Here is a 21,436-nt window from a genome sequence, read left to right as displayed (position 1 = left end):
GCTCACTCCACCTTGCGAATACGTTCGATCAGCGCGGCCGCGGCGGGATCGCGCCCGGCCTTGGCGTAGATCGGGGCCATCGCGTCCTCGAACGGCTTGCGGTCGATATCCTTGATGATGGTGACGCCGGCCTCCTGCGCCTTGCGCTGCGACTGCTCCTCGAGGTCGCGCCATTTCTCGCGCATGAACCGGCTGGAGCGCTGCGCAGCCTCCCGGAAGATTTTCTGGTCGTCCGGCGACAGGCTCTGCCAGGCCTTCAGCGAGATCACCAGCACTTCGGGGCTCATCGTATGCTCGGTGAGCGTATAATGCCCGGCGTGCGTGTAATGATCCGTCGTCACGAAAGATGGCCAATTGTTTTCGGCGCCGTCGATCAGATGGTTGGCGAGCCCGGTGAGCACCTGCCCATAGGGCATCTCGACCGGCTCGGCGCCGAGCGAGCGGATCATCTGGCTCATCAACTCCGATTGCTGCACCCGGATCCGCAATCCCTTGAGATCCGCGATGGTCTTCACCGGGCGGGCGCCGTTGTAGATCGACCGCGCCCCGGAATCGTAGAAGGCGAGCCCGACGAAGCCATAGGGCTCGAAGCTGTTCAGAATCTCGCTGCCAATCGGGCCGTCCAGCACCTTCTGCATGTGCTCGATGGACCGGAACAGGAACGGCATGGCGAGCACGTTCATCGCCGGAACGAAGTTGCCGATCAGCGCGACATTGGTCCGGTTCAGGTCGATCGCGCCGGCCCGAGTCTGCTCGATCGTCTCCTTTTCCTCGCCGAGCTGGCGGGAATGGAACACCTTGATCTCGTGGCGGCCGCCGCTGCGCTCGGCAATCAGCGCGCCCATGTAGCGCAGCGCCTGGACGGTCGGGTAATCCTCGGTCTGGGTATCGGCGGCGCGAAATTCGCGTGCGACGGCACCCGTCGCACAGACGGCAAGCAGAAGCGCGACGACGATCACTCCGGTCCGCGAGAGTTCGGCACGGCTCAACACTGGCACACTCAACCCCTCAGTGGTGGAGTCTATGGCGGGGGCAAAAGGTTCAATGCAATCTAGCAGATGGTCGGGGGAAGGCCATCCCGCCCGGCGCGGCCGTGTAATTGTGCGGCGCGGCCGGCGCTCATTCCCGGTTGAAACCGCAAATGCCGCGCCTTAAGCAGGGCAGCCGCCTTTGTCGCGCGGCATGGGAAGCGCCATCGTGACTTCAGCATTGCGCCTTTTGCAGCTCGTCGCCGCCATGGCGGCTCTCTCATTGGCCGCGCCCGTGCGCGCCGCCACCGACATCGCGTGGTGGCACGCCATGTCCGGCGAGCTTGGGCGGCAATTGGAAAAGCTCGCCTCGGACTTCAACGCCTCGCAGTCCGATTACCGCATCGTGCCCGCTTACAAGGGCAACTACACCGAGACGGTGACGGCGGCGATCTTCGCCTTCCGCTCGCGCAGCCAGCCCGCGATCGTCCAGGTCAACGAGGTCGCCACCGCCACCATGACCGCGGCCAAGGGCGCGATCTATCCGGTGTTCAGCCTGATGCGGGACCAGGGCGAGCCGTTCTCGCTCAATGACTACCTGCCCGCCGTCTCCGGCTACTACACCGATGCGGCCGGCAACCTGCTGTCGTTCCCGTTCAACTCCTCGACGCCGATCCTCTACTACAACAAGACCATGTTCCGCGACGCGGGCCTCGATCCGGAGACGCCGCCGAAGACCTGGCCGGAATTGGGGGCCGCTGCAAAGCGCCTGCGCGACCGCGGCGCTGCTTGCGGCTTCACCACATCATGGCCGTCCTGGATCCATGTCGAGAATTTTTCCGCCTTCCACAATCTGCCGCTGGCGACGCGCGGGAACGGCTTTGCCGGGCTCGATGCCGAGCTGACCATCAACAATCCGGTCGTGGTCAAACACATCGCCCAGCTCGCCGAATGGCAAAAGACAAAACTGTTCGACTATGGCGGCCGCGGCCAAGCGGCCGAGCCGCGCTTCCAGAGCGGCGAATGCGGCATCTTCATCGGCTCCTCGGCGACGCGCGCCGACATCAAGGCGAATTCGAAATTCGAGATCGGCTACGGCATGATGCCGTATTGGCCCGACGTGAAGGGCGCGCCGCAGAACTCGATCATAGGCGGCGCCACGCTCTGGGTGCTGCGCGACCGGCCGCGCGAGGAATACAAGGGCGTGGCGCGGTTCTTCGCCTATCTGTCACAGCCCGGCGTGCAGGCCGCCTGGCATCAGAACACGGGGTACTTGCCGATCACCCGCGCCGCCTCCGAGTTGACGCGCGCGCAGGGCTTTTACGAGCGCAACCCGGGCTCGTCGATCTCGTTCGAGGAGATCACGCTCAATCCGCCGACGGAGAATTCGAAGGGCATCCGGCTCGGCTCCTTCGTCCTGATCCGCGGCGCGATCGAGGACGAGCTGGAGCAGGCCTTTTCCGGCCAGAAGAGCGCGCAATCCGCCCTGGATTCCGCCGTCGAGCGCGGCAACAAGCTGCTGCGCCAGTTCGAGCGCGCAAGCCCGGAACGGTAGTGCATGTTGCGATTGGGCTTCGCTGTGGCCGCGCGGGAGGCGCGCTCCCTCCCCCGCTCGCGGGGGAGGGTTGGGGAGAGGGCTCTCTCCACGCTGGGATGGCCTGACGTCTGCGGAGAGTGTCCCCGCGGGGAGAGAGCCCCCACCCGACGCTTCGCGCCGACCTCCCCCGCAAGCGGGAGAGGTGCACCGTCTCCTCGGCTCGCACTGACGAATCAATCAAGCTCGTAACGACGATGACTAACGCTCCATCGCAAACACTGCCGGCCTTCGCCGACGAGGAAAGCTTCCGCGCCTTTCGCTCCGCTTCCTCGCAATGGCTTCCGATCGCACTCGACATTGCGCGCCGCCACGGTCTCGATATCAGCGCGCCGCATGTGTTCGCGACCGGCACCAACCTCGTCGTCGGCCTCGGCGAGGGGCCGATCCTCAAAATCTTCCCGCCGATGCTGTACGCACAATTCGTCTCCGAGCGCGGCTCGCTGATGCAGCTCAAAGGCCATCTCGATCTGCCGATCCCCGAGATCGTCGCGGAAGGGATACGCGACGGCTGGCCCTATCTCGTCATCACGCGGCTATCAGGCACGCTCGGCTCGGAGGTGTGGCCACACCTGCCGGAATCGCAGAAGGAACGCCTGCTGCGCCAGATCGGCGAGACCATCGCGAGCGTCCAGCGCGCCCCGCTCGGGCCGCTTGCGGCGATCGAGCCGCGCTGGGACGATTTCATGCGTGCCCAGATGCGGGGCTGCAGGGCGCGGCACACGCGTCTCGGCCTCGCGCCGAAATTCCTCAAAGGCCTCGACGATCTCCTGTGCGATGCGGACAAGCTCATCCCGCTGGATGCGCCGCCGGTCTTTCTGGTCGGCGAATACATTCCGGAGAACTTCCTGCTCGCCTGCGACGACGGCCAGTGGTCGCTTGCCGGCCTGTTCGACTTCGGCGACGTGCTGGCGGGATGGCGCGATTACGACCTGCTCGGCCCCGGCGCGTTCATGGCGGCGGGCCGGCCGGGGAGGGTGAAGAGCCTGCTGGAAGGCTTCGGCTATGCGAAGCTCGACTACGCGCTCAAACGCCGGCTGATGGCCCTGATGCTGCTGCACCGCGCCAGCGACCTCAACAGCCACATCTGTATTGCGGGCTGGCAGGAGCAGGCGGACGATCTGGTCGAGCTGCAGGAGCTGATCTGGGCGGGGTGAGCGCGGGCCCCACCTCTCTCCATCATTCCGGGGTGATGCGCAGCATCGAGCCCGGAATCCATGGTCCTGCGCGTGCTGCCGCCCCGACGGATTCCGGGCTCGATTCTGCGCATCGCCCCGGAATGACAGCTGTGCTTATTGGGCGGGCGCAGATCAAATTAAGCTCATGAAATAGGCAAATCTGTATCTTTGTATGCAATTCCGGGAGATCGAGACGAAGGCCGCGACGCGCGAAAATAAACATTTCCTAAGCGATATCAGTTCATTAAATTGATCGTAACTGCTCGTTAAGCTCTGGCACAAACCTTGCGAATCCGGTTCCAACCAAAAACGTTGTGTTGGAGCGATGTCATGAAGCGCCGCGATTTCCTCAAGTCCGTTTCCGGATTGGCCGCCGGAGCGGCGCTTCCGGCGATGCCACAGGTGATTTCCTCAGCCTATGCCGACGCCCGTTCGGAGACGCTGCTGATCGTCTCGGAAGGCGGCCCCAACAATCTCGATATCCACGGCGTCGGCACCAACGTGCCCGGCTATGAGGTGTCCTGGAATTGCTACGACCGCCTGATCAGCCACGAGATGAAGAGCGGCCCGGGCGGCGTGCCCTATTACGACCGCGACAAGTTCAAGGGCGAGCTCGCCGAGGAGTTCAGGATCGACGACATGTCGGTCACCTTCAAGCTGAAGAAGAACGCCAAATTCCACGACGGCGCGCCGGTGACCGCCAAGGACGTGAAATGGTCGCTCGACCGCGCCGTCAGCGTCGGCGGCTTCCCGACCTTCCAGATGAGCGCGGGCTCGCTGACCAAGCCGGAGCAGTTCGTCGTGATCGACGACTACACCGTGCGCGTCGACTTCCTGAAGAAGGACAAGCTCACGATCCCCGACCTCGCCGTGATCGTGCCCTGCATCGTCAACTCCGAGCTGGTGAAGAAGAATGCCAGCGAGAAGGACCCCTGGGGTCTCGAGTTCACGAAACAGCAGACCGCGGGCTCCGGCGCCTACAAGGTGACGAAATGGACCGCGGGCACCGAAGTCATCATGGAGCGCAACGAGGATTGGGTCGGCGGCCCCTTGCCGAAGATCAAGCGCGTGATCTGGCGCATGGTGCCGCAGGCCGGCAACCGCCGCGCGCTCTTGGAACGCGGCGATGCCGACATCTCCTACGAACTGCCGAACAAGGACTTTCAGGAGATGAAGGCCAACGGCAAGCTCAACGTGGTGTCGCTGCCGTTCTCCAACGGCATCCAGTATATCGGCATGAACGTCACCAAGCCGCCCTTCGACAATCCGAAGGTGCGTCAGGCGGTCGCCTATGCGCTGCCCTATCAGAAGATCATGGACGCCGTGATGTTCGGCCTTGCCAACCCGATGTTCGGCGCACCTGCGGACAAGGCCACCGAAGTCGCCTGGCCGCAGCCGCATAAATACAACACCGACATGGAGAAGGCGAAGGCACTGCTCACCGAGGCCGGCTACGCAGGCGGCTTCGAGACCACGATCTCGTTCGATCTCAACTTCGCCGGCGTCAACGAGCCGCTCTGCGTGCTGGTGCAGGAGAGCCTGGCGCAGATCGGCATCAAGACCACCATCAACAAGGTGCCCGGCGCCAACTGGCGCACCGAATTGAACAAGAAGGAGATGCCGCTCTTCACCAACGTGTTCTCGGGCTGGCTCGATTACCCCGAATACTTCTTCTACTGGTGCTATCACGGCAACAATTCCGTCTTCAACACCATGAGCTACAAGTCGGCGGAGATGGACAAGCTGATCGACGGCGCGCGCACTGCCGCTGCGGCCGGCGATACCGCGGCCTACGACAAGGACGTGAAGGGCTTCGTCGATCTCGCCTACACCGACATCCCGCGCATCCCGCTGTACCAACCCTTCGTCAACGTCGCGATGCAGAAGAACATCAGCGGCTATCAGTACTGGTTCCATCGGCGGCTCGATTATCGCGCGATGGCGAAGGGGTGAGATCAGCCGATTGGCGATTAGGGCGAGGCAATCGGATATGGCGTTCGGAGGCTTATCGGCTGGCTCGGTTCGCCTCTCCCGCTTGCGGGGGAGGCCGACGCGCTCGAAGAGCGCGGCGGGTGGGGGCTCTGTCCACACGGAGAACCCCAATGCGGAAGCACCCCCACCCCAACCCTCCCCCGCAAGCGGGAGAGGGGGCGCAGTTGTGCCCGTTGCGTCATCTTCTCTTTCCACGGGAAGTCGCCCATGCTGACCATGATCGGCAAGCGTCTGATGTTCGCGATTCCCTCGCTGATCGGCGTGGTCATCGTCACCTTCCTGCTGACACGCGCGCTGCCCGGTGATCCCGCCGCTTATTTCGCCGGGCCCGCCGCGACCAAGGAAGCCGTCGAGCAGATCCGCAAGAAGCTCGGCCTCGACAAGCCGCTGATCGAGCAGTTCTTCCGCTACACCAATGATCTCGCCCACGGCGATTTCGGCAACTCGCTGACGACAGGACAGCCGGTCGCGGCCGAGATCCGCAACCGCCTGCCGGCCTCGGCTGAACTCACGCTGCTCGGCCTCATCGTGTCCGTCGTCATCGCCATTCCGCTCGGCGTCCTCGCGGCGACGCGGCCAGGGTCATGGGTCGATCACTTATGCCGCGTCACGACGACAGCCGGCGTCTCGCTGCCGGTGTTCTTCACTGGCCTCGTGCTGGTCTATGTCTTCTATTTCCGGCTCGGCTGGTCGCCGGCGCCGCTCGGCCGTCTCGACGTGTTCACCAGCGCGCCGCCGACGGTGACCGGCTTCTATCTGATCGACACCCTGATCGCGCGCGATCTCGAAGCGTTCCGCTCGGCGCTGAGCCAGCTCATCTTGCCGGCGACCACGCTGGCGATCTTCTCGCTGGCGCCGATCGCGCGCATGACGCGCGCCTCGATGCTGGCGGTGCTCGCGTCCGAATTCGTCCGCACCGCGCGCGCCAGTGGCCTGTCGCCGTCGACCGTCATCGTCACCTACGCGTTTCGGAACGCGATGCTGCCCGTGATCACCACGCTCAGCATGGTGTTCTCGTTCCTGCTCGGCGCCAACGTGCTGGTGGAGAAAGTGTTCGCCTGGCCGGGCATCGGCTCCTATGCGGTGGAAGCGCTGATCTCGTCGGACTTCGCGCCGGTGCAGGGTTTTGTGCTCACCATGGCGGTCATGTACGTGCTGCTCAATCTCGTGATCGACATTTTGTACGGCGTGATCGATCCGCGCGTGCGGTTGGAAGGGTAGACCGTCATGATCTCGCCCAATACGAGCCACGCGAGCGGTCCGCTCCCTCTCCCGCTTGCGGGGGAGGGCTGGGGAGGGGGGGCTCCGCGGGCGAGAGCCCCCAAGAGGAGAGAGCCCTCACCCGCGCCTTTGGCGCGACCTCTCCCGCAAGCGGGAGAGGTGAAGCGCGCTCGCCGCTTGGCCGTTCGTCCCCACGCTCAGAAGCTCCAGGAGTAAAGCCATGAGCTCCGTTGCGCCTGCTGTTGAACCCGTCGGTCCCGCGCGCACCTCCGGCCTCGTCGCGGTGCTCGAACAGACCCGCTATGTCCTCAGCGAAAACAAGGTCACCGGTTTTGCCTTCGCATTGCTGATCCTGATCCTCGCCGCCGCGATCGTCGGCCCTTATCTCGTGCCGTACGATCCGCTCGCCTCCGACACCGCCGCGGCGCTGAAGCCGCCGTCGGCCGCGCACTGGTTCGGCACCGACCAGCTGGGGCGCGACATCTTCAGCCGCGTCGTCGTCGCGACACGGCTCGATACGTTCATCGCGGTCGCCTCGGTCGCGCTGGTGTTCCTGATGGGCGGGCTCGCCGGTATCGCGGCCGGCTATTTCGGCGGCTGGACCGATCGCATCGTCGGCCGCATCGCCGACACCATCATGGCCTTCCCGCTATTCGTGCTGGCGATGGGCATCGTCGCGGCGCTCGGCAACACCGTGCAGAACATCATCCTGGCCACCGCCATCGTGAACTTCCCGCTTTATGCCCGCGTCGCGCGCGCCGAGGCCAATGTCCGCCGCAACGCCGGCTTCGTGCAGGCCGCGCGCCTCTCCGGCAACGGCGAATTACGCATCCTCCTGGTGCATATCCTGCCGAACATCATGCCGATCATGATCGTGCAAATGTCGCTGACCATGGGCTACGCCATCCTCAACGCCGCGGGCCTGTCCTTCATCGGCCTCGGCGTCCGTCCGCCCACCGCCGAATGGGGCATCATGGTCGCCGAGGGCGCCGGCTTCATGGTGTCAGGCGAATGGTGGATCGCGCTGTTCCCCGGCCTCGCGCTGATGATCGCCGTGTTCTGCTTCAATCTCCTCGGCGACGGCCTGCGCGACATCGTCGACCCCCAGCGGAGGACGTGATGATGGTTGGGGGCAGAGAGAAGATCGGGACGCTTGGGAGTGTGGTTGCCACGGCTCTCTCATTCCCTCCCCCCTTGTGGGGGAGGGGAAGGGAGGGGGGTAGCCACGAACTCCGACTTCGCTTGGAGCCACCCCTCTCCCCAACCCTCCCCCACAAGGGGGGAGGGAGCGAGAGGCCGGTGCCTGCCTCACGCGTAAATCTACGTCAAAAATTCCCCAACGAATCCAACCTCTTTCTACTGTGCATGGGGTTGTTTTCGCGTTTTTTGATCGGCAGGCGCGCATGACCGCCCAGCCGCTGCTCGATGTCCAGGACCTCACCGTCGAATTCACCACCCGCCGCGGCATCGTCAAGGCCGTACAGCACGTCAATATTTCCGTCGCCAAGGGCGAGACGCTCGCCATCGTCGGTGAATCAGGCTCCGGCAAGTCGGTGACGTCCTATGCGGTGATGCGCATCCTCGACCGCGCGGGGCGGATCGCCGAGGGCTCGGTGATGTTCTCCGGCATCGACGTGAAGGCTGCGACCGAAGACCAGATGCGCGACCTGCGCGGCCGCGAAGTCTCGATGATCTTCCAGAACCCACGCGCGGCGCTGAACCCGATCCGGAAAGTCGGCGACCAGATCGAGGACGTGCTGCGCACTCATGTGCAGCAGGCCCAGGTCAAGGATCACGGCGAGAAGGCGATCGAGGCGCTGGAGCAGGTCAAGATCGCCCGTCCGCGCGAGCGCTACCACGCCTATCCATTCGAGCTCTCGGGCGGCATGTGCCAGCGCGTCGTCATCGCGCTCGCGCTCGCCTGCAATCCGCAGCTGCTGATCGCGGACGAGCCGACCACCGGCCTTGATGTGACCACGCAGAAGACGGTGATGGATCTGATCGTGGAGCTGACCAAGCGCCGCGCGATGTCGACCATCCTGATCACCCACGATCTCGGCCTCGCCGCCGCCTATTGCGACCGCGTCGTGGTGATGGAGAAGGGCCGCGTGGTCGAGACCGCCAAGGCCGCCGACATTTTTGCGAACCCACAACACCCCTACACCAAGAAGCTGATGCGCGCGACGCCGCGGCTGGGTGTGTCGTTGCGTGATCTGCTGCCTGAAGAGGACGCCGCTTCCTTCGCCTCTCCCCGCACGCGGGGAGAGGCCGACGCGCACAGCGCGGCGGGTGAGGGGGACTCTCCCAGCACCGTGCTCGCGGAAGCAGCCCCTCACCCCAACCCTCTCCCCGTGAAGGACGGGGAGAGGGAGCAGACCAGCGCAAGTGGCAAACCCCTCCTCCTCGTCGAAAAGCTCGTCAAGGAATACCCGGGCCAGGGTGCCACCGCGACGCTCGGAAAGCTGTTCGGCCGCAAGCCGCCGCTGGAGCCTGACGTGTTCCGCGCCGTCGACGGCATCAGCTTTTCGATCGGCCATGGCGAGAGCGTCGGCCTCGTCGGCGAGTCCGGCTGCGGCAAGTCGACCACGTCGATGATGGTGATGCGGCTCCTGGACCAGACCTCCGGCCTGATCCAGTTCGACGGCGAGGACATCGGCGCCATCCAGCCTGCGTCCTTCGCCCGACTGCCGCAGCGCAGCCGCATCCAGATGGTGTTCCAGGATCCGACCGACAGCCTCAACCCGCGCTTCACCGCAGCGCGCGCCATCGCCGACCCGATCATGCAATTGAGCGACATCAGGGGCCGCGATGCGCTTCGCGCCCGCTGCGAGGAGCTGGCGACCATGGTCGGCCTGCCGCACAACCTGCTCGACCGCTTCCCGCATCAATTGTCCGGCGGCCAGAAGGCGCGCGTCGGCATCGCCCGCGCCATTGCGCTGCATCCAAAACTGGTCATCCTGGATGAGCCGACGGCGGCGCTGGACGTCTCTGTGCAGGCTGTCGTTCTGAACCTGCTTCAGGATCTCAAGGCGCGGCTAGGTATGAGCTATCTGTTCGTCTCGCATGATTTGAACGTAGTGCGCTTGCTGTGCGATCGTGTCATTGTGATGCGGACCGGTCGAATCGTCGAAGAGGGCTCTTCCGAGCAGGTCCTCAGCGATCCGCAGGACGACTACACCAAGGAGCTGCTGACGGCGATTCCGCATCCGCCGTTGCAGGTACACTAGAGCATGATCCGGAAAAGTGCGCAGCGGTTTTCCGAAAAGATCATGCTCAAATAACAACCTAGAGAGATAGTTTGGGAGCGTGATGGCCGAGCCGCTGGACGACTATATCGACGCCGTATCGAAAGCGCTGGCGCTGCCGGTCGAGGAGGCCTGGAGGCCGGCGGTGCGCGCCAACCTCGAAGTCTCGCTGCGGCTCGCCCGCCTGGTCGACGAATTCGCGTTGCCGGACGAGACCGAGCCGGCACCGATTTTCACGGCGTGATGCTGCCATGACCAGCAAGCCAGAGATGACGGCCGCCGAAATCGCGAGTGCAGTCGCGGGCCGCAGGATGTCCGCGCTCGATGCCACGGAAGCCGCGCTGTCGCGCATCAAGCAGCACGACGGCATCCTCAATTCCTTCACCGACGTCACCGCCGATCGCGCTCGTGCGAAGGCGCGTGCCATCGACGCCGACATCGCCGCCGGCAAGGAAGTCGGCCCGCTCGCCGGCGTGCCCTTCGCGGTGAAGAACCTGTTTGACGTCGCCGGCCTTTCGACGCGCGCGGGCTCGAAGATCAACCGGGACCTCGCGCCCGCTAAACGCGACGCCACGCTGATCGAGCGCATGGAAGCGGCCGGCGCCGTGCTGGTCGGTGCGCTCAACATGGGCGAATACGCCTACGACTTCACCGGCGAGAACGTCCATGACGGTCCCTCGCGCAATCCGCATGACACCACGCGAATGACCGGCGGCTCCTCCGGCGGCTCGGGCAGCGCCGTCGGCGGCGCGCTGGTGCCGATCGCGCTCGGCTCGGACACCAACGGCTCGATCCGCGTGCCGTCCTCGTTTTGCGGCATTTTTGGTTTGAAGCCGACCTATGGCCGGCTGTCGCGGGCGCGCTCGTTCCCGTTCGTCGCGAGCCTCGATCATCTCGGCCCGTTCGCGCGCTCGGCCGCCGATCTCGCGCTCGCCTATGACGCGATGCAGGGCCCGGACGCGGAGGACAGCGCCTGCACGACGCGCGGTCTGGAGCCGACGCTGCCGCTGATCGCCAACCCGGTCTCGGATCTGCGCATCGCCATCGCCGGCGGGTATTTCCAGAAGAACGTGTTTCCGGAAGCGGTCGAGGCCGTCAGCCGCGTCGCCAAGGCGCTTGGCGCAACGAAGGTGATCGATATCCCGGAAGCCGCGCGCGCCCGCGCGGCAGCCTATGTCATCACCACCACCGAAGGCGCTTCGCTGCATCTCGACCGCCTGCGCAAGCGGCCGGACGATTTCGATCCGGCCGTACGCGACCGGCTGATCGCGGGCGCGATGGTGCCGGCGCCGATGGTCGATCGGGCGCAAAAATTCCGCCGCTGGTATCGCGCCCAGCTCGCCGAGATCTTCAAGTCGGTCGACGTGCTGCTCGCGCCGGCGACGCCTTGCACCGCGCCAAAGCTCGGCCAGGTGAATTTCAACCTAGACGGCGTCGAGCTGCCGGTGCGCGCCAATATCGGCATCCACACCCAGCCGATCTCCTTCATCGGCCTGCCGGTGGTCGCCGTCCCGGTGCCGCTCGAGCCGCTGCCGATCGGCGTGCAGATCATCGCGGCGCCCTGGCGCGAGGACATTGCGCTCCGCGTCGCCTACGCCCTGGAAAAGATGGGCGTCGCCGCAGCGCCCGCGCCGAGAGGACTCTGACATGGAGATCGATCTCCCCGATGTGATCGCGGAAGTCAAAGCCGCGTTCGATCGCTATGAGCAGGCCCTCGTCAGCAACGATGTCGCCGTGCTCGGCGAGCTCTTCCGCAACGATCCCCGCACGCTGCGTTACGGCATCGGCGAGAATCTCTATGGTTATGAGGCGATCAGCGGTTTCCGCGCCGGCCGCTCGCCGGTCGGCCTGAACCGCCGCACCGCAAAGACCGTCATCTCCAGCTACGGCCGCGACACGGCCGTGGCCTCCACTTTGTTCTATCGCGACACCGCGCCCGGCAAGGTCGGCCGGCAGATGCAGACCTGGATTCGCTTCCCGGAGGGCTGGCGCGTCGTCGCTGCCCATGTCAGCATCATCGACGAGCCGAAAGAGACCTGACCGTATGACGCTTGAGGATCTTCCGCAGGGAGCACTGCCGGCCGAGCCGGTGGTGCCGCGCGTCGACCGCGCCTCGCCATCGGTGCTGAAGGTCACGCGCGCAGAGGAGTTGCGGCTGCAGCTCGCCGACGAGATCGTGCGCGGCACCCTGGCCCCCGGTGCACCCTTGGACGAGACCGACATCGCGCGCCGCTTCAGCGTCTCGCGCACGCCGGTGCGCGAAGCCTTGCGTCAGCTCGTGGCCAGCGGCCTCGTCGAAGCGCGTGCCCATCGCGGCGCGGTGGTGGCGCAGCCCTCGATCGAGCGTCTGACGAGCATGTTCGAGGCGATGGCCGAGCTCGAGGCGCTGTGCGCCGGGCTCGCCGCCGAGCGCATGTCCGCGGCCGAGCGCCATGGCCTGGAGGCCATCCACGAGGAGCTGCGGGTGCTGAGCTACACCGGCAATCCCGATCGCTTCCACGAGGTCAACGAACGCTTCCACAACGCGATCTATGCGGGATCGCAGAACGGCTACATCGCCGAGATCACGCTGGCGACGCGCGTGCGGGTGCAGCCGTTCCGCCGCGCCCAGTTCCGCAACCTCGGCCGTCTCGCCAAATCGCAAGCCGAGCACGACCGCGTCGTCGTCGCCATCATGCGCGGCGACAAGCAGGGCGCTGCCGCCGCGATGCGCGCGCATATCGAATTGGTGCGCGGGGAGTACGAGATTTACGCGGTGTCGGTGTAGCGCCGCACGATCGGTGCCGTAGGGTGGGCAAAGGCGCAAAGCGCCGTGCCCACGGTTTTTCAGGAAGGTCGGGATCGTGGGCACGCTTCGCTTTGCCCACCCTACGAGACCTACTTTGTCGCAGCTTCCTTCATATACGCGCGCCATCCCCCATACGCGGTGATGTCGCGCGCGTCACCCAGCACTTCGGGCTCGACGAGAAACCCTTTTACGCTGCGCCCGTCCGCCAGCCGCACCGTGCCGATCGCCATCGGCGAAGGAATCGCATTGACGAACTTGCCGAAGGCGGATGGCGACAGCGACCAGATCTCCAGCGCGATCGATGCGCCCTTGCCGGCTTCCACGCGCAGCATGCCGGGCTTCGGCGGCGTGGTCTTGAGCGCGTAGAGCTTGTAGTCGGGCGCGGTTCTTGTCGCCTCGATCAGCTTTGCATCCAGCGCCTTCAATTCGCCGTTGAGCACCATGCCGGATAGATGTGCGCCGACCACGGCGATGGGGATCTCGTCGCCGCTGCTTGCCGGCAGCGACGGCAGCGGCGCTGGCGCCGCGCCCTTCGCGCCGAGGCTCAGCTTGGTATCGGCATGGAAGACGCGGCCGATGCTCGCGAGCCGCGCGTCATGTCCCGCGGGCGCCAGCAGCGTGATGCCGAACGGAATGCCGTCAGCGCGCATCGATGCCGGCACGGCGAGGCCGCAGAGGTCGAGCAGATTGACGAAATTGGTATAAGTGCCGAGCCGGCTGTTGAGCTCGATCGGATTGGCCAGCACCTGCGCGGTCGTATAGGCCGTCGGCGCCGTCGGCAGCACCAGCGCGTCGATATTGGCAAACGTGCGCTCGGCGATCTTGCGCAGGCCCTGCAAGCGATAGAGCGCCGAGAACGTCTCCGCAGCGGTGAGCCGCGCGCCGGCCGCGGTGATCTCGCGCGTCACCGGATGGATCGTATCAGGCGCGGACGCGAGCAGGTCCTTGATCACAATATAACGCTCGGCGACCCACGGGCCCTCATAGAGCAGCCGCGCCGTCTCGTAGAACGGCTCGAGATCGAACTCGACGAGCCTGGCTCCAAGCGCAGTCCAGCGCTTCAGCGCATCGGCGTAGGCGGTTTCCGCCTTCTTGTCGCCGAAGAAGATCAGTTGTCCGTTGCGCGGCACGCCGAGGCGCAAGCCTGCCGGGAACGGCGTGAGCTCACCGAGCGGCCGATCGCGCGAGAACGGATCGGCCGGGTCCGGCCCCGCCATCACGGAGAGCGCGAGCGCAGCATCATCCACCGTCAAGGCGAACACCGAGATGCAGTCGAGCGTGCGGCAGGCCGGCACGAGGCCCGCGTTCGAGATCATGCCGAGGCTCGGCTTCAGCCCGATGATGTTGTTGAGCATCGCCGGCACGCGGCCGGAGCCGGCCGTGTCGGTCCCCAGCGACAGCGGTACGAGCCCCGCGCCGACCGCCACAGCGGAGCCCGAACTGGATCCGCCGGGAATGAGATCGTCGCGGATCGAATTTTTGGGAATGCCGTAAGGCGAGCGCACGCCGACCAGGCCGGTGGCGAACTGGTCGAGATTGGTCTTGCCGATGATGATCGCGCCGGCCGCACGCAGCCGCGCCACCGCAGTCGAGTCATGCGTCGGCGTGGTGGAGAAGGCCGGGCAGGCCGCCGTGGTCGGAAAGCCCAGCGCGTCGATATTGTCCTTCACCGCAACGGGCACGCCGTAGAGTGGCAGGTTGGCGGCGTCCTTCGGAGCAAGCCTCTCGGCCTCGGCGATCGCATCCTTTTCGTCGCGCAGGCTGATGAAGATGGCGGGGTCATTGTGGTCGCGAATGCGCTGATAGGTCCGCGCGATCGTCTGCGCCGGCGTCAGCGTGCCCGCGCGATGCGCGGCCACAATCGCGGCGATCGTTTCAGGCTGCTCAGCCCCCATTTCAGCCCTCATGGCGACAAAAACTCCGGCAACTGCTTCATCCGGAGTGAAGCAAGCGATGTGCCATTGTGTACATTATCCGGGCAGGCCGGCTGCTGCGGATATTATCCGTCTGATCAGTGGCTTGGGGCACATTTCGACAGGCGGGCGGGCAGCGATGTCAGCGCCCTGTGACGGGCATCTGCTCAAATCATGGGCAGTCGAGATCAGGTGAAGCCAGCGAGGATCCGCAGCAGCTGCGCCCGGTTTTCCTTGCCGATCTTCTCTTCGACATGCCGCTCGTGCTCGGCCGCCAGCCGCTTGAATTTCGCCAGCGCCGTCTCGCCCTGGGTCGTCAGATGCAGCGCGTGGGAGCGACGATCCGCCTTCGATTTGACCCGCTTCACCAGCTTGCGCTGCTCGAGGCTGTCGAGCAGATGCACCAGCCGGGCGCGCTCGATGCCGAGGCGCTTTGCCACCGCCATCTGCGACAGGCCCGGATTGGCGCCGATCACCGTCAGCACCGAATATTGCGTCGGCCGGATGTCGACATCGCCGAGCGTCCTGATGAAGTCCTGAAAGATCCAGATCTGGAAGCGCCGCACCGCATAGCCGGCGTGCCCGACCAGCGCGTCGAGGCCGACATCGTCGGCGATATCGCGCGGTGCCGCGCCGTTGCCGGCGCGCTTGCGTGCGGAGGTCTGGGCTGCGGTGGCTGTCAAATCGCGTCTCCTGCCGCACCTGTTGTAGCGTCTCTGCTGCCCGGGCGAAAGATTGTTGTTGACGACAACAATTGTCATGCCCAACATTATGGCCAAGGCAGCCCGGAACGAGGCTGCGGCCGATCCGGGGGCTGGGCGGGGGAGGAAACACATGACAGTCGCGCCACACGGCGACGCTGCAAGCCTGTTCGCAACACCCAGAACCGTCGCCGAGCATCGCGCCGACGGCAGCATCGTGCTGCGCTCGCCCGAACCGTTGCGCGATGGCGCGCGCTGTGTCGGCGACTGGCTGGAGCAATGGGCGCGGCAAACGCCTGACACGATCTTCCTTGCCGAGCGCGGCCACGTCGATGCGCCTTGGATCACCGTCACCTATGGGCAGGCGCTGCGCCAGGTGCGTGCGGCGGCGTCCTGGATTCTGGCGCAGGGCCTCAGCGCCGAACGCCCGCTCGCGATCCTCTCCGACAACAGCATCGACCACGCGCTGCTCGCGCTCGCCGCCCAGCATGCCGGCGTGCCCTCGGCCGCGATCTCGCCGGCCTATTCGCTGATGTCGAAAGACTTTGACAAGCTCAAGAGCATGATCGCGCTGCTCGAGCCGGGCGCGATCTATGTCTCCGCCACGAAACCATTTGCGGCAGCGCTGGCGGCGATCAAGCCGCTGCACAAGGCGCAGATCATCAGCGGGAACGCTGACGATGTCGGTGCGCTCGCGTTCCACACCATCGCCGCGACGCCCGAAACGCCCGACGTCGCAACGGCGTTCGCCGCGGTGACGCCGGATACGATCGCAAAACTCCTGTTCACCTCGGGGTCAACAGGTGCGCCCAAGGCCGTCATCAACACCCAGCGCATGCTGACCTCGAGCCAGCAGGCCAAGGCGCAGACCTGGACCTTCCTCGAACAAAGCCGCGGCGACCTCGTCATCCTCGACTGGCTGCCCTGGAGCCACACTTTCGGCGCCAACCACAATTTCAATCTCGTGCTGCGCAATGGCGGCTCGCTCTATATCGACGGCGGCAAGCCGGCGCCGGGGCTGTTTGCGACGTCGCTCGCCAATCTGAAAAGCGTGATGCCGACGGTCTATTTCAACGTGCCGCGCGGCTTCGACATGCTGATCGCGGCACTGCGCGGCGACGAGGAATTGCGCCGCCGCTTCTTCAGCGAGGTGAAGTTCGCCTTCTATGCCGGCGCGGCACTGCCGCAGAATCTCTGGGATGCGCTCGAAGACCTCTCGATCAGGACCGTGGGCCGCGCGATGCCGATGGTTTCGGCCTGGGGCTCGACCGAGACGTCGCCGCTGGCGGCCGACTGCCATTTCCTCGCGGAGCGCTCCGGCAATATCGGTGTCCCCATTCCCGGCACCGAGCTGAAGCTCGTCCCTTCCGGCGACAAGCTGGAGGTGCGGGTGCGTGGTCCCAACGTCACGCCGGGCTATTGGAAGGCGCCGGAGCTGACCAGGCAGGCTTTTGATGAAGAGGGCTTTTATCTGATCGGCGATGCCGTGAAGCTTGCCGACAGCGCGCGGCCGGAGCGCGGCCTGTTCTTCGACGGCCGCGTCGCCGAGGATTTCAAGCTCAATTCCGGCACCTGGGTCAGCGTCGGCACACTGCGTGTCGCCGGCATCGCCGCGCTGGCACCGCTGGCGCAGGACATCGTCGTCGCAGGTCATGGCGGCGACGAGGTGCGCTTTCTGGTGTTCCCGAACATCGCGGCCTGCCGTGCCCATGCCGGCTTGGGCGAGACGGCGGATCTGCACGAGGTGCTCGCGCATGACAAGGTCAGGAGCGCGATCGCACACGGCCTGGCGAAACTCAGGCAGCAGGGCCCCAACTCCTCCGGCCACGCCACGCGCGCGCTGCTTCTCGCCGAGACGCCATCGGTCGATGGCGGCGAGATCACCGACAAGGGCTACATCAACCAGCGCGCCGTGCTGACGCGCCGCGCCGATGCGGTGGCGCGGTTGAATGATGATGCGTCGGCGGAGTGGATCGGGCTGTAGCTGGCCGCGTTTCCCTCTCCCTTGTGGGAGAGGGTGGCTCGCCGCGCAGCGGCGAGACGGGTGAGGGGTTCTCTCCGGGTCTCACACTGCCACGTGTAGTCGCGGAGACAACCCCTCATCCGGCGCTTCGCGCCACCTTCTCCCACAAGCAAGGGGAGAAGGAAGCAAGCGAGACCTCTCACCCATAGGCCAGTGACCCTGCCGCAATATATTGCTGATTCTTTTGTTGCCTAAGCAACTAATTTATGCGAACCGTTCCAGAGAGCGATGACGGCGGGAAAACTGCCGCGTCTGATCCTGGAGGAAACGATGCTCGGCCCGAACGGTGCCGTCGGCAAAGGCTGGCGCATGCCTGGACGTGACGGAGGACGGTGCCGGAAGCGCGCCCCGTCAGGTCTCGGTGCCGCCGGTGACCGCGCCGAGATTCTCGTGCAGCCGGCGGAGCAGGCCGATCAGCACCTCGCGCTCGTCCTTGTTGAGGCAGGACAACAGTCGCCGCTCGCGTTCGAGCGCGGCGGCGATCACCTTGTCATGGGTGGCGCGGCCCCTCGCCGTCAGGGAAATCGAATGGGTGCGGCCGTCGTTCGGGTCGGTGCGGATCGAGATCAGCCCGCGCTTCTCGAGGCCCGCCAGCGTCCGGCTCACGGGCCCCTTGTCGAAGCCGATGACGTGACAGATGCGCGAGGCCGGAATGCCGGGCTCGATCGCCAGCAGCGACATGACCCGCCATTCCGTGACGTTGACGCCGAACTCGCGCTGATAGAATGCGGTCGCGCTGTTCGAGAGCTTGTTGGCGATGAAGGTGACGAAGGCCGGGACGTAGCGCTCGAGATCGAGCGTCGGTCCGGCCTCTGCGGGCGCAGGCTTGTGGCGGGGTCTGGTCGAAGGCGCAGGCATGTCGGCGTTCTGTCTCGCGGTGAGGCCACCGACCTAAAGGCATGCGCTGCGCTTTCACAAGATCAAAATGAGAGAGGTCTCCCATGACCGCATCCGGCAGCCCTGCATCGACAGGCTCTGCGGCCGTTCCGCATCTCGACGTCGATCCCTTCGACATGAACTTTTTCGCCGACCCGTATCCGACGCATCACCGGCTGCGGGAGGCCGGTCCGGTGGTCTATCTCGACAAGTGGAACGTCTATGGCGTGGCGCGCTATGCCGAGGTCCATGCCGTACTGAACGATCCCGCGACCTTCTGCTCCAGCCGCGGCGTCGGCCTGTCCGACTTCAAGAAGGAGACGCCGTGGCGGCCGCCGAGCCTGATCCTCGAGGCCGATCCGCCTGCGCACACCCGCACCCGCGCCGTGCTGTCGAAGGTGCTGTCGCCGACCGTGATGAAGCAGGTGCGCGATCGCTTTGCCGCCGCGGCGGAGGAGCGCGTGAACGCACTGCTGGACAAGCGCAGCTTCGATGCGATCACCGATCTTGCCGAGGCCTATCCGCTCTCGATCTTTCCGGATGCGCTAGGCCTGAAGGCGGAGGGGCGCGAGCATCTGATTCCCTACGCGAGCGTCGTGTTCAACGCGTTCGGCCCGCCCAACCAGTTGCGCCAGGAGGCGATCGCGCGCTCGGCGCCGCACCAAGCCTATGTCGCCGAGCAATGCCAGCGCGACAACCTCGCGCCCGGCGGCTTCGGTGCTTGTATCCACGCCCGCGTCGACGACGGCGAGATCACCGCGACCGAGGCTCCGCTGCTGGTGCGTTCGCTGCTGTCGGCCGGTCTCGACACCACCGTCAACGGCATCGGTGCTGCCGTCTATTGCCTCGCGCGCTTCCCCGACCAGTGGCAGCGCCTGCGCGCTGATCTGACGCTGGCGCGCAACGCCTTCGAGGAGGCTGTGCGGTTCGAAAGCCCGGTGCAGATCTTCTTCCGCACCACCACGCGGGAGGTCGAGCTCTCAGGCGCGACGATCGGCGAGGGCGAGAAAGTGCTGATGTTTCTCGCCGCCGCCAATCGCGATCCCAGACGCTGGGACGAGCCTGATAGTTACGACATCACCCGCCGCACTTCCGGTCATGTCGGCTTCGGCTCGGGCATCCATATGTGCGTCGGCCAGCTCGTCGCCCGCCTCGAAGGTGAGGTGATGCTGACGGCGCTGGCCCGGCGCATCGCAAAGATCGAGATCACGGGCGAGCCGAAGCGCCGCTTCAACAACACGCTGCGCGGGCTCGACAGCCTGCCGGTCACCATCACCCCGGCCTGACCAGGAGCTTTGATGCCCGCCATCACTTTCATCCATCCCGACGGCAAGTCCGAGCGCGTCGAGACCGCGGACGGCGAGAGCGCCATGCAGGCGGCGACCCGACACGGTCTCGACGGCATTCTGGCCGAGTGCGGCGGCAACGCCATGTGCGCGACCTGCCACGTCTATGTCGACGAGAGCTGGCTCGTGCGGCTTCCCGCGGTGGCTGACGACGAGGACGCGCTGCTCGACGGCACAGCGAGCGAGCGGCTGCCCAACAGCCGGCTGTCCTGCCAGATCAAGATCACGCCGGAGCTCGACGGGCTCGTGGTGAAGCTGCCGGAGCGGCAGGTCTGAGTCTCGACGCGCCGGCAACGACCGGCGCGGCAAACCATCAAACAGGGGAGGGAAGAATGAAACATCTGAAATGGACGCTTGTGCTGGCCGCGAGCCTGGTGACCGGCGCGGCGAGCGCCGAGATATCGGACAATGTCGTGCGCGTCGGCGTGCTCAACGACATCTCCGGCATCTTCCAGGACACCAACGGCATGGGCTCGGTGGAAGCCGCGCGCATGGCGGCGGAGGATTTCAACGGCGGTGGCAAGAACATCAAGGTCGAGATCGTCTATGCCGACCACCAGAACAAGGCCGATGTCGGCAACGCCATTGCGCGCAAATGGCTCGATGTCGAGGGCGTCGATGCCATCGTCGACGTACCGAACTCGGCGGTTGGTCTTTCCATCAACACGCTGCTGCGCGACAGCCGCATGACCTTTCTGGCGTCGTCGACCGCAAGCTCGGATCTCACCGGCAAGGCCTGCTCGCCCAACACCATCCAATGGGTCAACGACACCTGGGCGACCGGCAACACCACGGCGGCCGCGATGATGTCGCGCGGCGGCAAGGACTGGTATTTCCTGACCGTCGACTACGCGCTCGGCAAGGGCATCGAGGCGGAGGCGCAGAAATATATCGAGGCGCATGGCGGGAAGGTGACCGGCTCTTCCAAGCACCCGCTCGGCACCTCCGACTTCGCCTCCTTCCTGTTGCAGGCGCAGAGCTCGAAGGCTCAGGTGATCGGCCTCGCCAATGCCGGTGGTGACACCATCAACGCGGTGAAGCAGGCCGCCGAGTTCGGCATCCAGCAGAGCGGCCAGAAGCTTGTCGCCTTCCTGCTCTTCATCAACGACGTCCACGGCATGGGCATCAAGGTCGCCCAGGGCCTGCAGCTCATGGAAGCCTTCTACTGGGACATGAACGATGACACCCGCGCCTTTGCCAAACGTTTCGCCGCGCGGCCGGGCATGAACGGCAAGATGCCGAGCGGCAACCAGGCCGGCGTCTATGCCGCGACGCTCGCTTATCTCAACGCGGTTGCCGCGACCGGCAGCGACAATGCCAAGGACGCCGTGCCCGAGATGAAGAAGTTCAGGGGCAAGGACAAACTGTTCGGCGACACCACCATCCGCCAGGACGGCCGCGTCGTGCACCCGATGTACTTGTTCGAGGTGAAGAAGCCGGAGGAGTCGAAATACCCGTACGATTATTACAAGCTGGTCTCGACGATTCCCGCGGAGCAGGCGTTTCGGCCGCTGGCGGAGGGTGGATGTGAGCTGGTGAAGTGAATTTAGCGAAGGGCACCGCTGCACCCTCTCCCCTTGTGGGAGAGGGT

At 65.5% G+C, this 21,436-nt stretch carries 18 protein-coding genes; 14 read left to right on the top strand and 4 right to left on the bottom strand.

All coding sequences use genetic code 11. From position 1 onward, the window contains the following. Nucleotides 1-2: 2 nt before the first annotated feature. A complete protein-coding gene (locus GGD62_RS10075; RefSeq protein WP_179740135.1) occupies nucleotides 3-998 on the bottom strand; it encodes a TRAP transporter substrate-binding protein in 996 nt (331 codons plus the stop codon). A 184-nt stretch (nucleotides 999-1,182) separates the two neighbouring features. Between GGD62_RS10075 and ugpB the strand changes: the two genes are divergently transcribed. From ugpB to GGD62_RS10025, 10 genes are all read left to right on the top strand, one after another. Then, on the top strand, nucleotides 1,183-2,523 hold the full coding sequence (gene ugpB, locus GGD62_RS10070; RefSeq protein ID WP_179740138.1) for a sn-glycerol-3-phosphate ABC transporter substrate-binding protein UgpB: 1,341 nt from the start codon (nucleotides 1,183-1,185) through the stop codon (nucleotides 2,521-2,523). Between the two features lie 236 nt (nucleotides 2,524-2,759). After that, nucleotides 2,760-3,719 (top strand): phosphotransferase, encoded by a 960-nt coding sequence (locus GGD62_RS10065; RefSeq protein ID WP_179740140.1) that lies wholly within the window; start codon nucleotides 2,760-2,762, stop codon nucleotides 3,717-3,719. 351 nt (nucleotides 3,720-4,070) lie between these two features. Next, a complete protein-coding gene (locus GGD62_RS10060) occupies nucleotides 4,071-5,693 on the top strand; it encodes an ABC transporter substrate-binding protein (protein ID WP_183708278.1) in 1,623 nt (540 codons plus the stop codon). Nucleotides 5,694-5,939: 246 nt separating this feature from the next. Further along, on the top strand, nucleotides 5,940-6,953 hold the full coding sequence (locus GGD62_RS10055; RefSeq protein ID WP_179740144.1) for an ABC transporter permease: 1,014 nt from the start codon (nucleotides 5,940-5,942) through the stop codon (nucleotides 6,951-6,953). Nucleotides 6,954-7,173: 220 nt separating this feature from the next. Further along, entirely contained in the window at nucleotides 7,174-8,073 is a 900-nt protein-coding gene (locus GGD62_RS10050) for an ABC transporter permease (protein WP_179740146.1), read from the top strand. Nucleotides 8,074-8,356: 283 nt separating this feature from the next. Then, nucleotides 8,357-10,180, top strand: a complete 1,824-nt coding sequence (locus GGD62_RS10045; RefSeq protein ID WP_179740148.1) for an ABC transporter ATP-binding protein — start codon at nucleotides 8,357-8,359, stop codon at nucleotides 10,178-10,180. A gap of 82 nt (nucleotides 10,181-10,262) precedes the next feature. Continuing rightward, on the top strand, nucleotides 10,263-10,442 hold the full coding sequence (locus GGD62_RS10040) for a DUF4089 domain-containing protein (protein WP_018316853.1): 180 nt from the start codon (nucleotides 10,263-10,265) through the stop codon (nucleotides 10,440-10,442). A 7-nt stretch (nucleotides 10,443-10,449) separates the two neighbouring features. Beyond that, nucleotides 10,450-11,844 (top strand): AtzE family amidohydrolase, encoded by a 1,395-nt coding sequence (locus GGD62_RS10035; protein ID WP_179740150.1) that lies wholly within the window; start codon nucleotides 10,450-10,452, stop codon nucleotides 11,842-11,844. 1 nt (nucleotide 11,845) lies between these two features. Next, a complete protein-coding gene (gene hpxZ, locus GGD62_RS10030; protein ID WP_179740152.1) occupies nucleotides 11,846-12,238 on the top strand; it encodes an oxalurate catabolism protein HpxZ in 393 nt (130 codons plus the stop codon). Nucleotides 12,239-12,242: 4 nt separating this feature from the next. Next, complete coding sequence (locus tag GGD62_RS10025; RefSeq protein ID WP_179740154.1) at nucleotides 12,243-12,965, top strand: GntR family transcriptional regulator; 723 nt, start codon at nucleotides 12,243-12,245, stop codon at nucleotides 12,963-12,965. 110 nt (nucleotides 12,966-13,075) lie between these two features. Here GGD62_RS10025 and atzF read toward each other — a convergent pair whose 3' ends face one another. Beyond that, on the bottom strand, nucleotides 13,076-14,881 hold the full coding sequence (gene atzF / locus GGD62_RS10020; protein WP_183708275.1) for an allophanate hydrolase: 1,806 nt from the start codon (nucleotides 14,879-14,881) through the stop codon (nucleotides 13,076-13,078). 206 nt (nucleotides 14,882-15,087) lie between these two features. Further along, nucleotides 15,088-15,582, bottom strand: a complete 495-nt coding sequence (locus GGD62_RS10015) for a MarR family winged helix-turn-helix transcriptional regulator (RefSeq protein WP_179740156.1) — start codon at nucleotides 15,580-15,582, stop codon at nucleotides 15,088-15,090. Nucleotides 15,583-15,733: 151 nt separating this feature from the next. Here GGD62_RS10015 and GGD62_RS10010 point away from each other — a divergent pair, with 151 nt between their 5' ends. After that, nucleotides 15,734-17,584 (top strand): feruloyl-CoA synthase, encoded by a 1,851-nt coding sequence (locus GGD62_RS10010; protein ID WP_183708273.1) that lies wholly within the window; start codon nucleotides 15,734-15,736, stop codon nucleotides 17,582-17,584. A 390-nt stretch (nucleotides 17,585-17,974) separates the two neighbouring features. On the opposite strand, the gene GGD62_RS10005 is transcribed toward GGD62_RS10010, so the two are convergent. Continuing rightward, nucleotides 17,975-18,481: a MarR family winged helix-turn-helix transcriptional regulator gene (locus GGD62_RS10005; protein WP_018316859.1), complete on the bottom strand. Its 507-nt coding sequence runs from the start codon at nucleotides 18,479-18,481 to the stop codon at nucleotides 17,975-17,977. An 83-nt stretch (nucleotides 18,482-18,564) separates the two neighbouring features. On the opposite strand from GGD62_RS10005, the gene GGD62_RS10000 reads away from it, so the two are divergent. The 3 genes from GGD62_RS10000 to GGD62_RS09990 are packed head-to-tail and all read left to right on the top strand — an operon-like array spanning nucleotide 18,565 to nucleotide 21,389. Then, a complete protein-coding gene (locus GGD62_RS10000; RefSeq protein ID WP_183708272.1) occupies nucleotides 18,565-19,785 on the top strand; it encodes a cytochrome P450 in 1,221 nt (406 codons plus the stop codon). A 12-nt stretch (nucleotides 19,786-19,797) separates the two neighbouring features. Then, a complete protein-coding gene (locus GGD62_RS09995; protein ID WP_183708269.1) occupies nucleotides 19,798-20,121 on the top strand; it encodes a 2Fe-2S iron-sulfur cluster-binding protein in 324 nt (107 codons plus the stop codon). Between the two features lie 56 nt (nucleotides 20,122-20,177). Then, the gene (locus GGD62_RS09990; protein ID WP_183708267.1) at nucleotides 20,178-21,389 is read left to right on the top strand and encodes an ABC transporter substrate-binding protein; all 1,212 of its coding nucleotides are present in this window, start codon (nucleotides 20,178-20,180) and stop codon (nucleotides 21,387-21,389) included. Nucleotides 21,390-21,436: the final 47 nt, after the last annotated feature.

The sequence above is a fragment of the Bradyrhizobium sp. ERR14 genome (genome assembly GCF_014198235.1).
Classification (GTDB): Bacteria; Pseudomonadota; Alphaproteobacteria; order Rhizobiales; family Xanthobacteraceae; genus Bradyrhizobium.
The sequence above is the reverse complement of the archived record's forward strand: the minus strand, read 5'-3'. Positions and strand labels throughout refer to the sequence as shown.

Bases quoted from the DNA above. Each gene is read 5' to 3' on its own strand.
- GGD62_RS10005 (WP_018316859.1), bottom strand. From the start codon at position 18,481: ATGCCTGCGCCTTCGACCAGACCCCGCCACAAGCCTGCGCCCGCAGAG.
- hpxZ (WP_179740152.1), top strand. From the start codon at position 11,846: ATGGAGATCGATCTCCCCGATGTGATCGCGGAAGTCAAAGCCGCGTTC.
- GGD62_RS09990 (WP_183708267.1), top strand. From the start codon at position 20,178: ATGAAACATCTGAAATGGACGCTTGTGCTGGCCGCGAGCCTGGTGACC.
- GGD62_RS10060 (WP_183708278.1), top strand. From the start codon at position 4,071: ATGAAGCGCCGCGATTTCCTCAAGTCCGTTTCCGGATTGGCCGCCGGA.
- GGD62_RS10040 (WP_018316853.1), top strand. From the start codon at position 10,263: ATGGCCGAGCCGCTGGACGACTATATCGACGCCGTATCGAAAGCGCTG.
- GGD62_RS10010 (WP_183708273.1), top strand. From the start codon at position 15,734: ATGACAGTCGCGCCACACGGCGACGCTGCAAGCCTGTTCGCAACACCC.
- GGD62_RS10065 (WP_179740140.1), top strand. From the start codon at position 2,760: ATGACTAACGCTCCATCGCAAACACTGCCGGCCTTCGCCGACGAGGAA.
- GGD62_RS10045 (WP_179740148.1), top strand. From the start codon at position 8,357: ATGACCGCCCAGCCGCTGCTCGATGTCCAGGACCTCACCGTCGAATTC.
- GGD62_RS10035 (WP_179740150.1), top strand. From the start codon at position 10,450: ATGACCAGCAAGCCAGAGATGACGGCCGCCGAAATCGCGAGTGCAGTC.
- atzF (WP_183708275.1), bottom strand. From the start codon at position 14,881: ATGGGGGCTGAGCAGCCTGAAACGATCGCCGCGATTGTGGCCGCGCAT.
- GGD62_RS10000 (WP_183708272.1), top strand. From the start codon at position 18,565: ATGACCGCATCCGGCAGCCCTGCATCGACAGGCTCTGCGGCCGTTCCG.
- GGD62_RS10025 (WP_179740154.1), top strand. From the start codon at position 12,243: ATGACGCTTGAGGATCTTCCGCAGGGAGCACTGCCGGCCGAGCCGGTG.
- ugpB (WP_179740138.1), top strand. From the start codon at position 1,183: ATGGGAAGCGCCATCGTGACTTCAGCATTGCGCCTTTTGCAGCTCGTC.
- GGD62_RS09995 (WP_183708269.1), top strand. From the start codon at position 19,798: ATGCCCGCCATCACTTTCATCCATCCCGACGGCAAGTCCGAGCGCGTC.
- GGD62_RS10055 (WP_179740144.1), top strand. From the start codon at position 5,940: ATGCTGACCATGATCGGCAAGCGTCTGATGTTCGCGATTCCCTCGCTG.
- GGD62_RS10050 (WP_179740146.1), top strand. From the start codon at position 7,174: ATGAGCTCCGTTGCGCCTGCTGTTGAACCCGTCGGTCCCGCGCGCACC.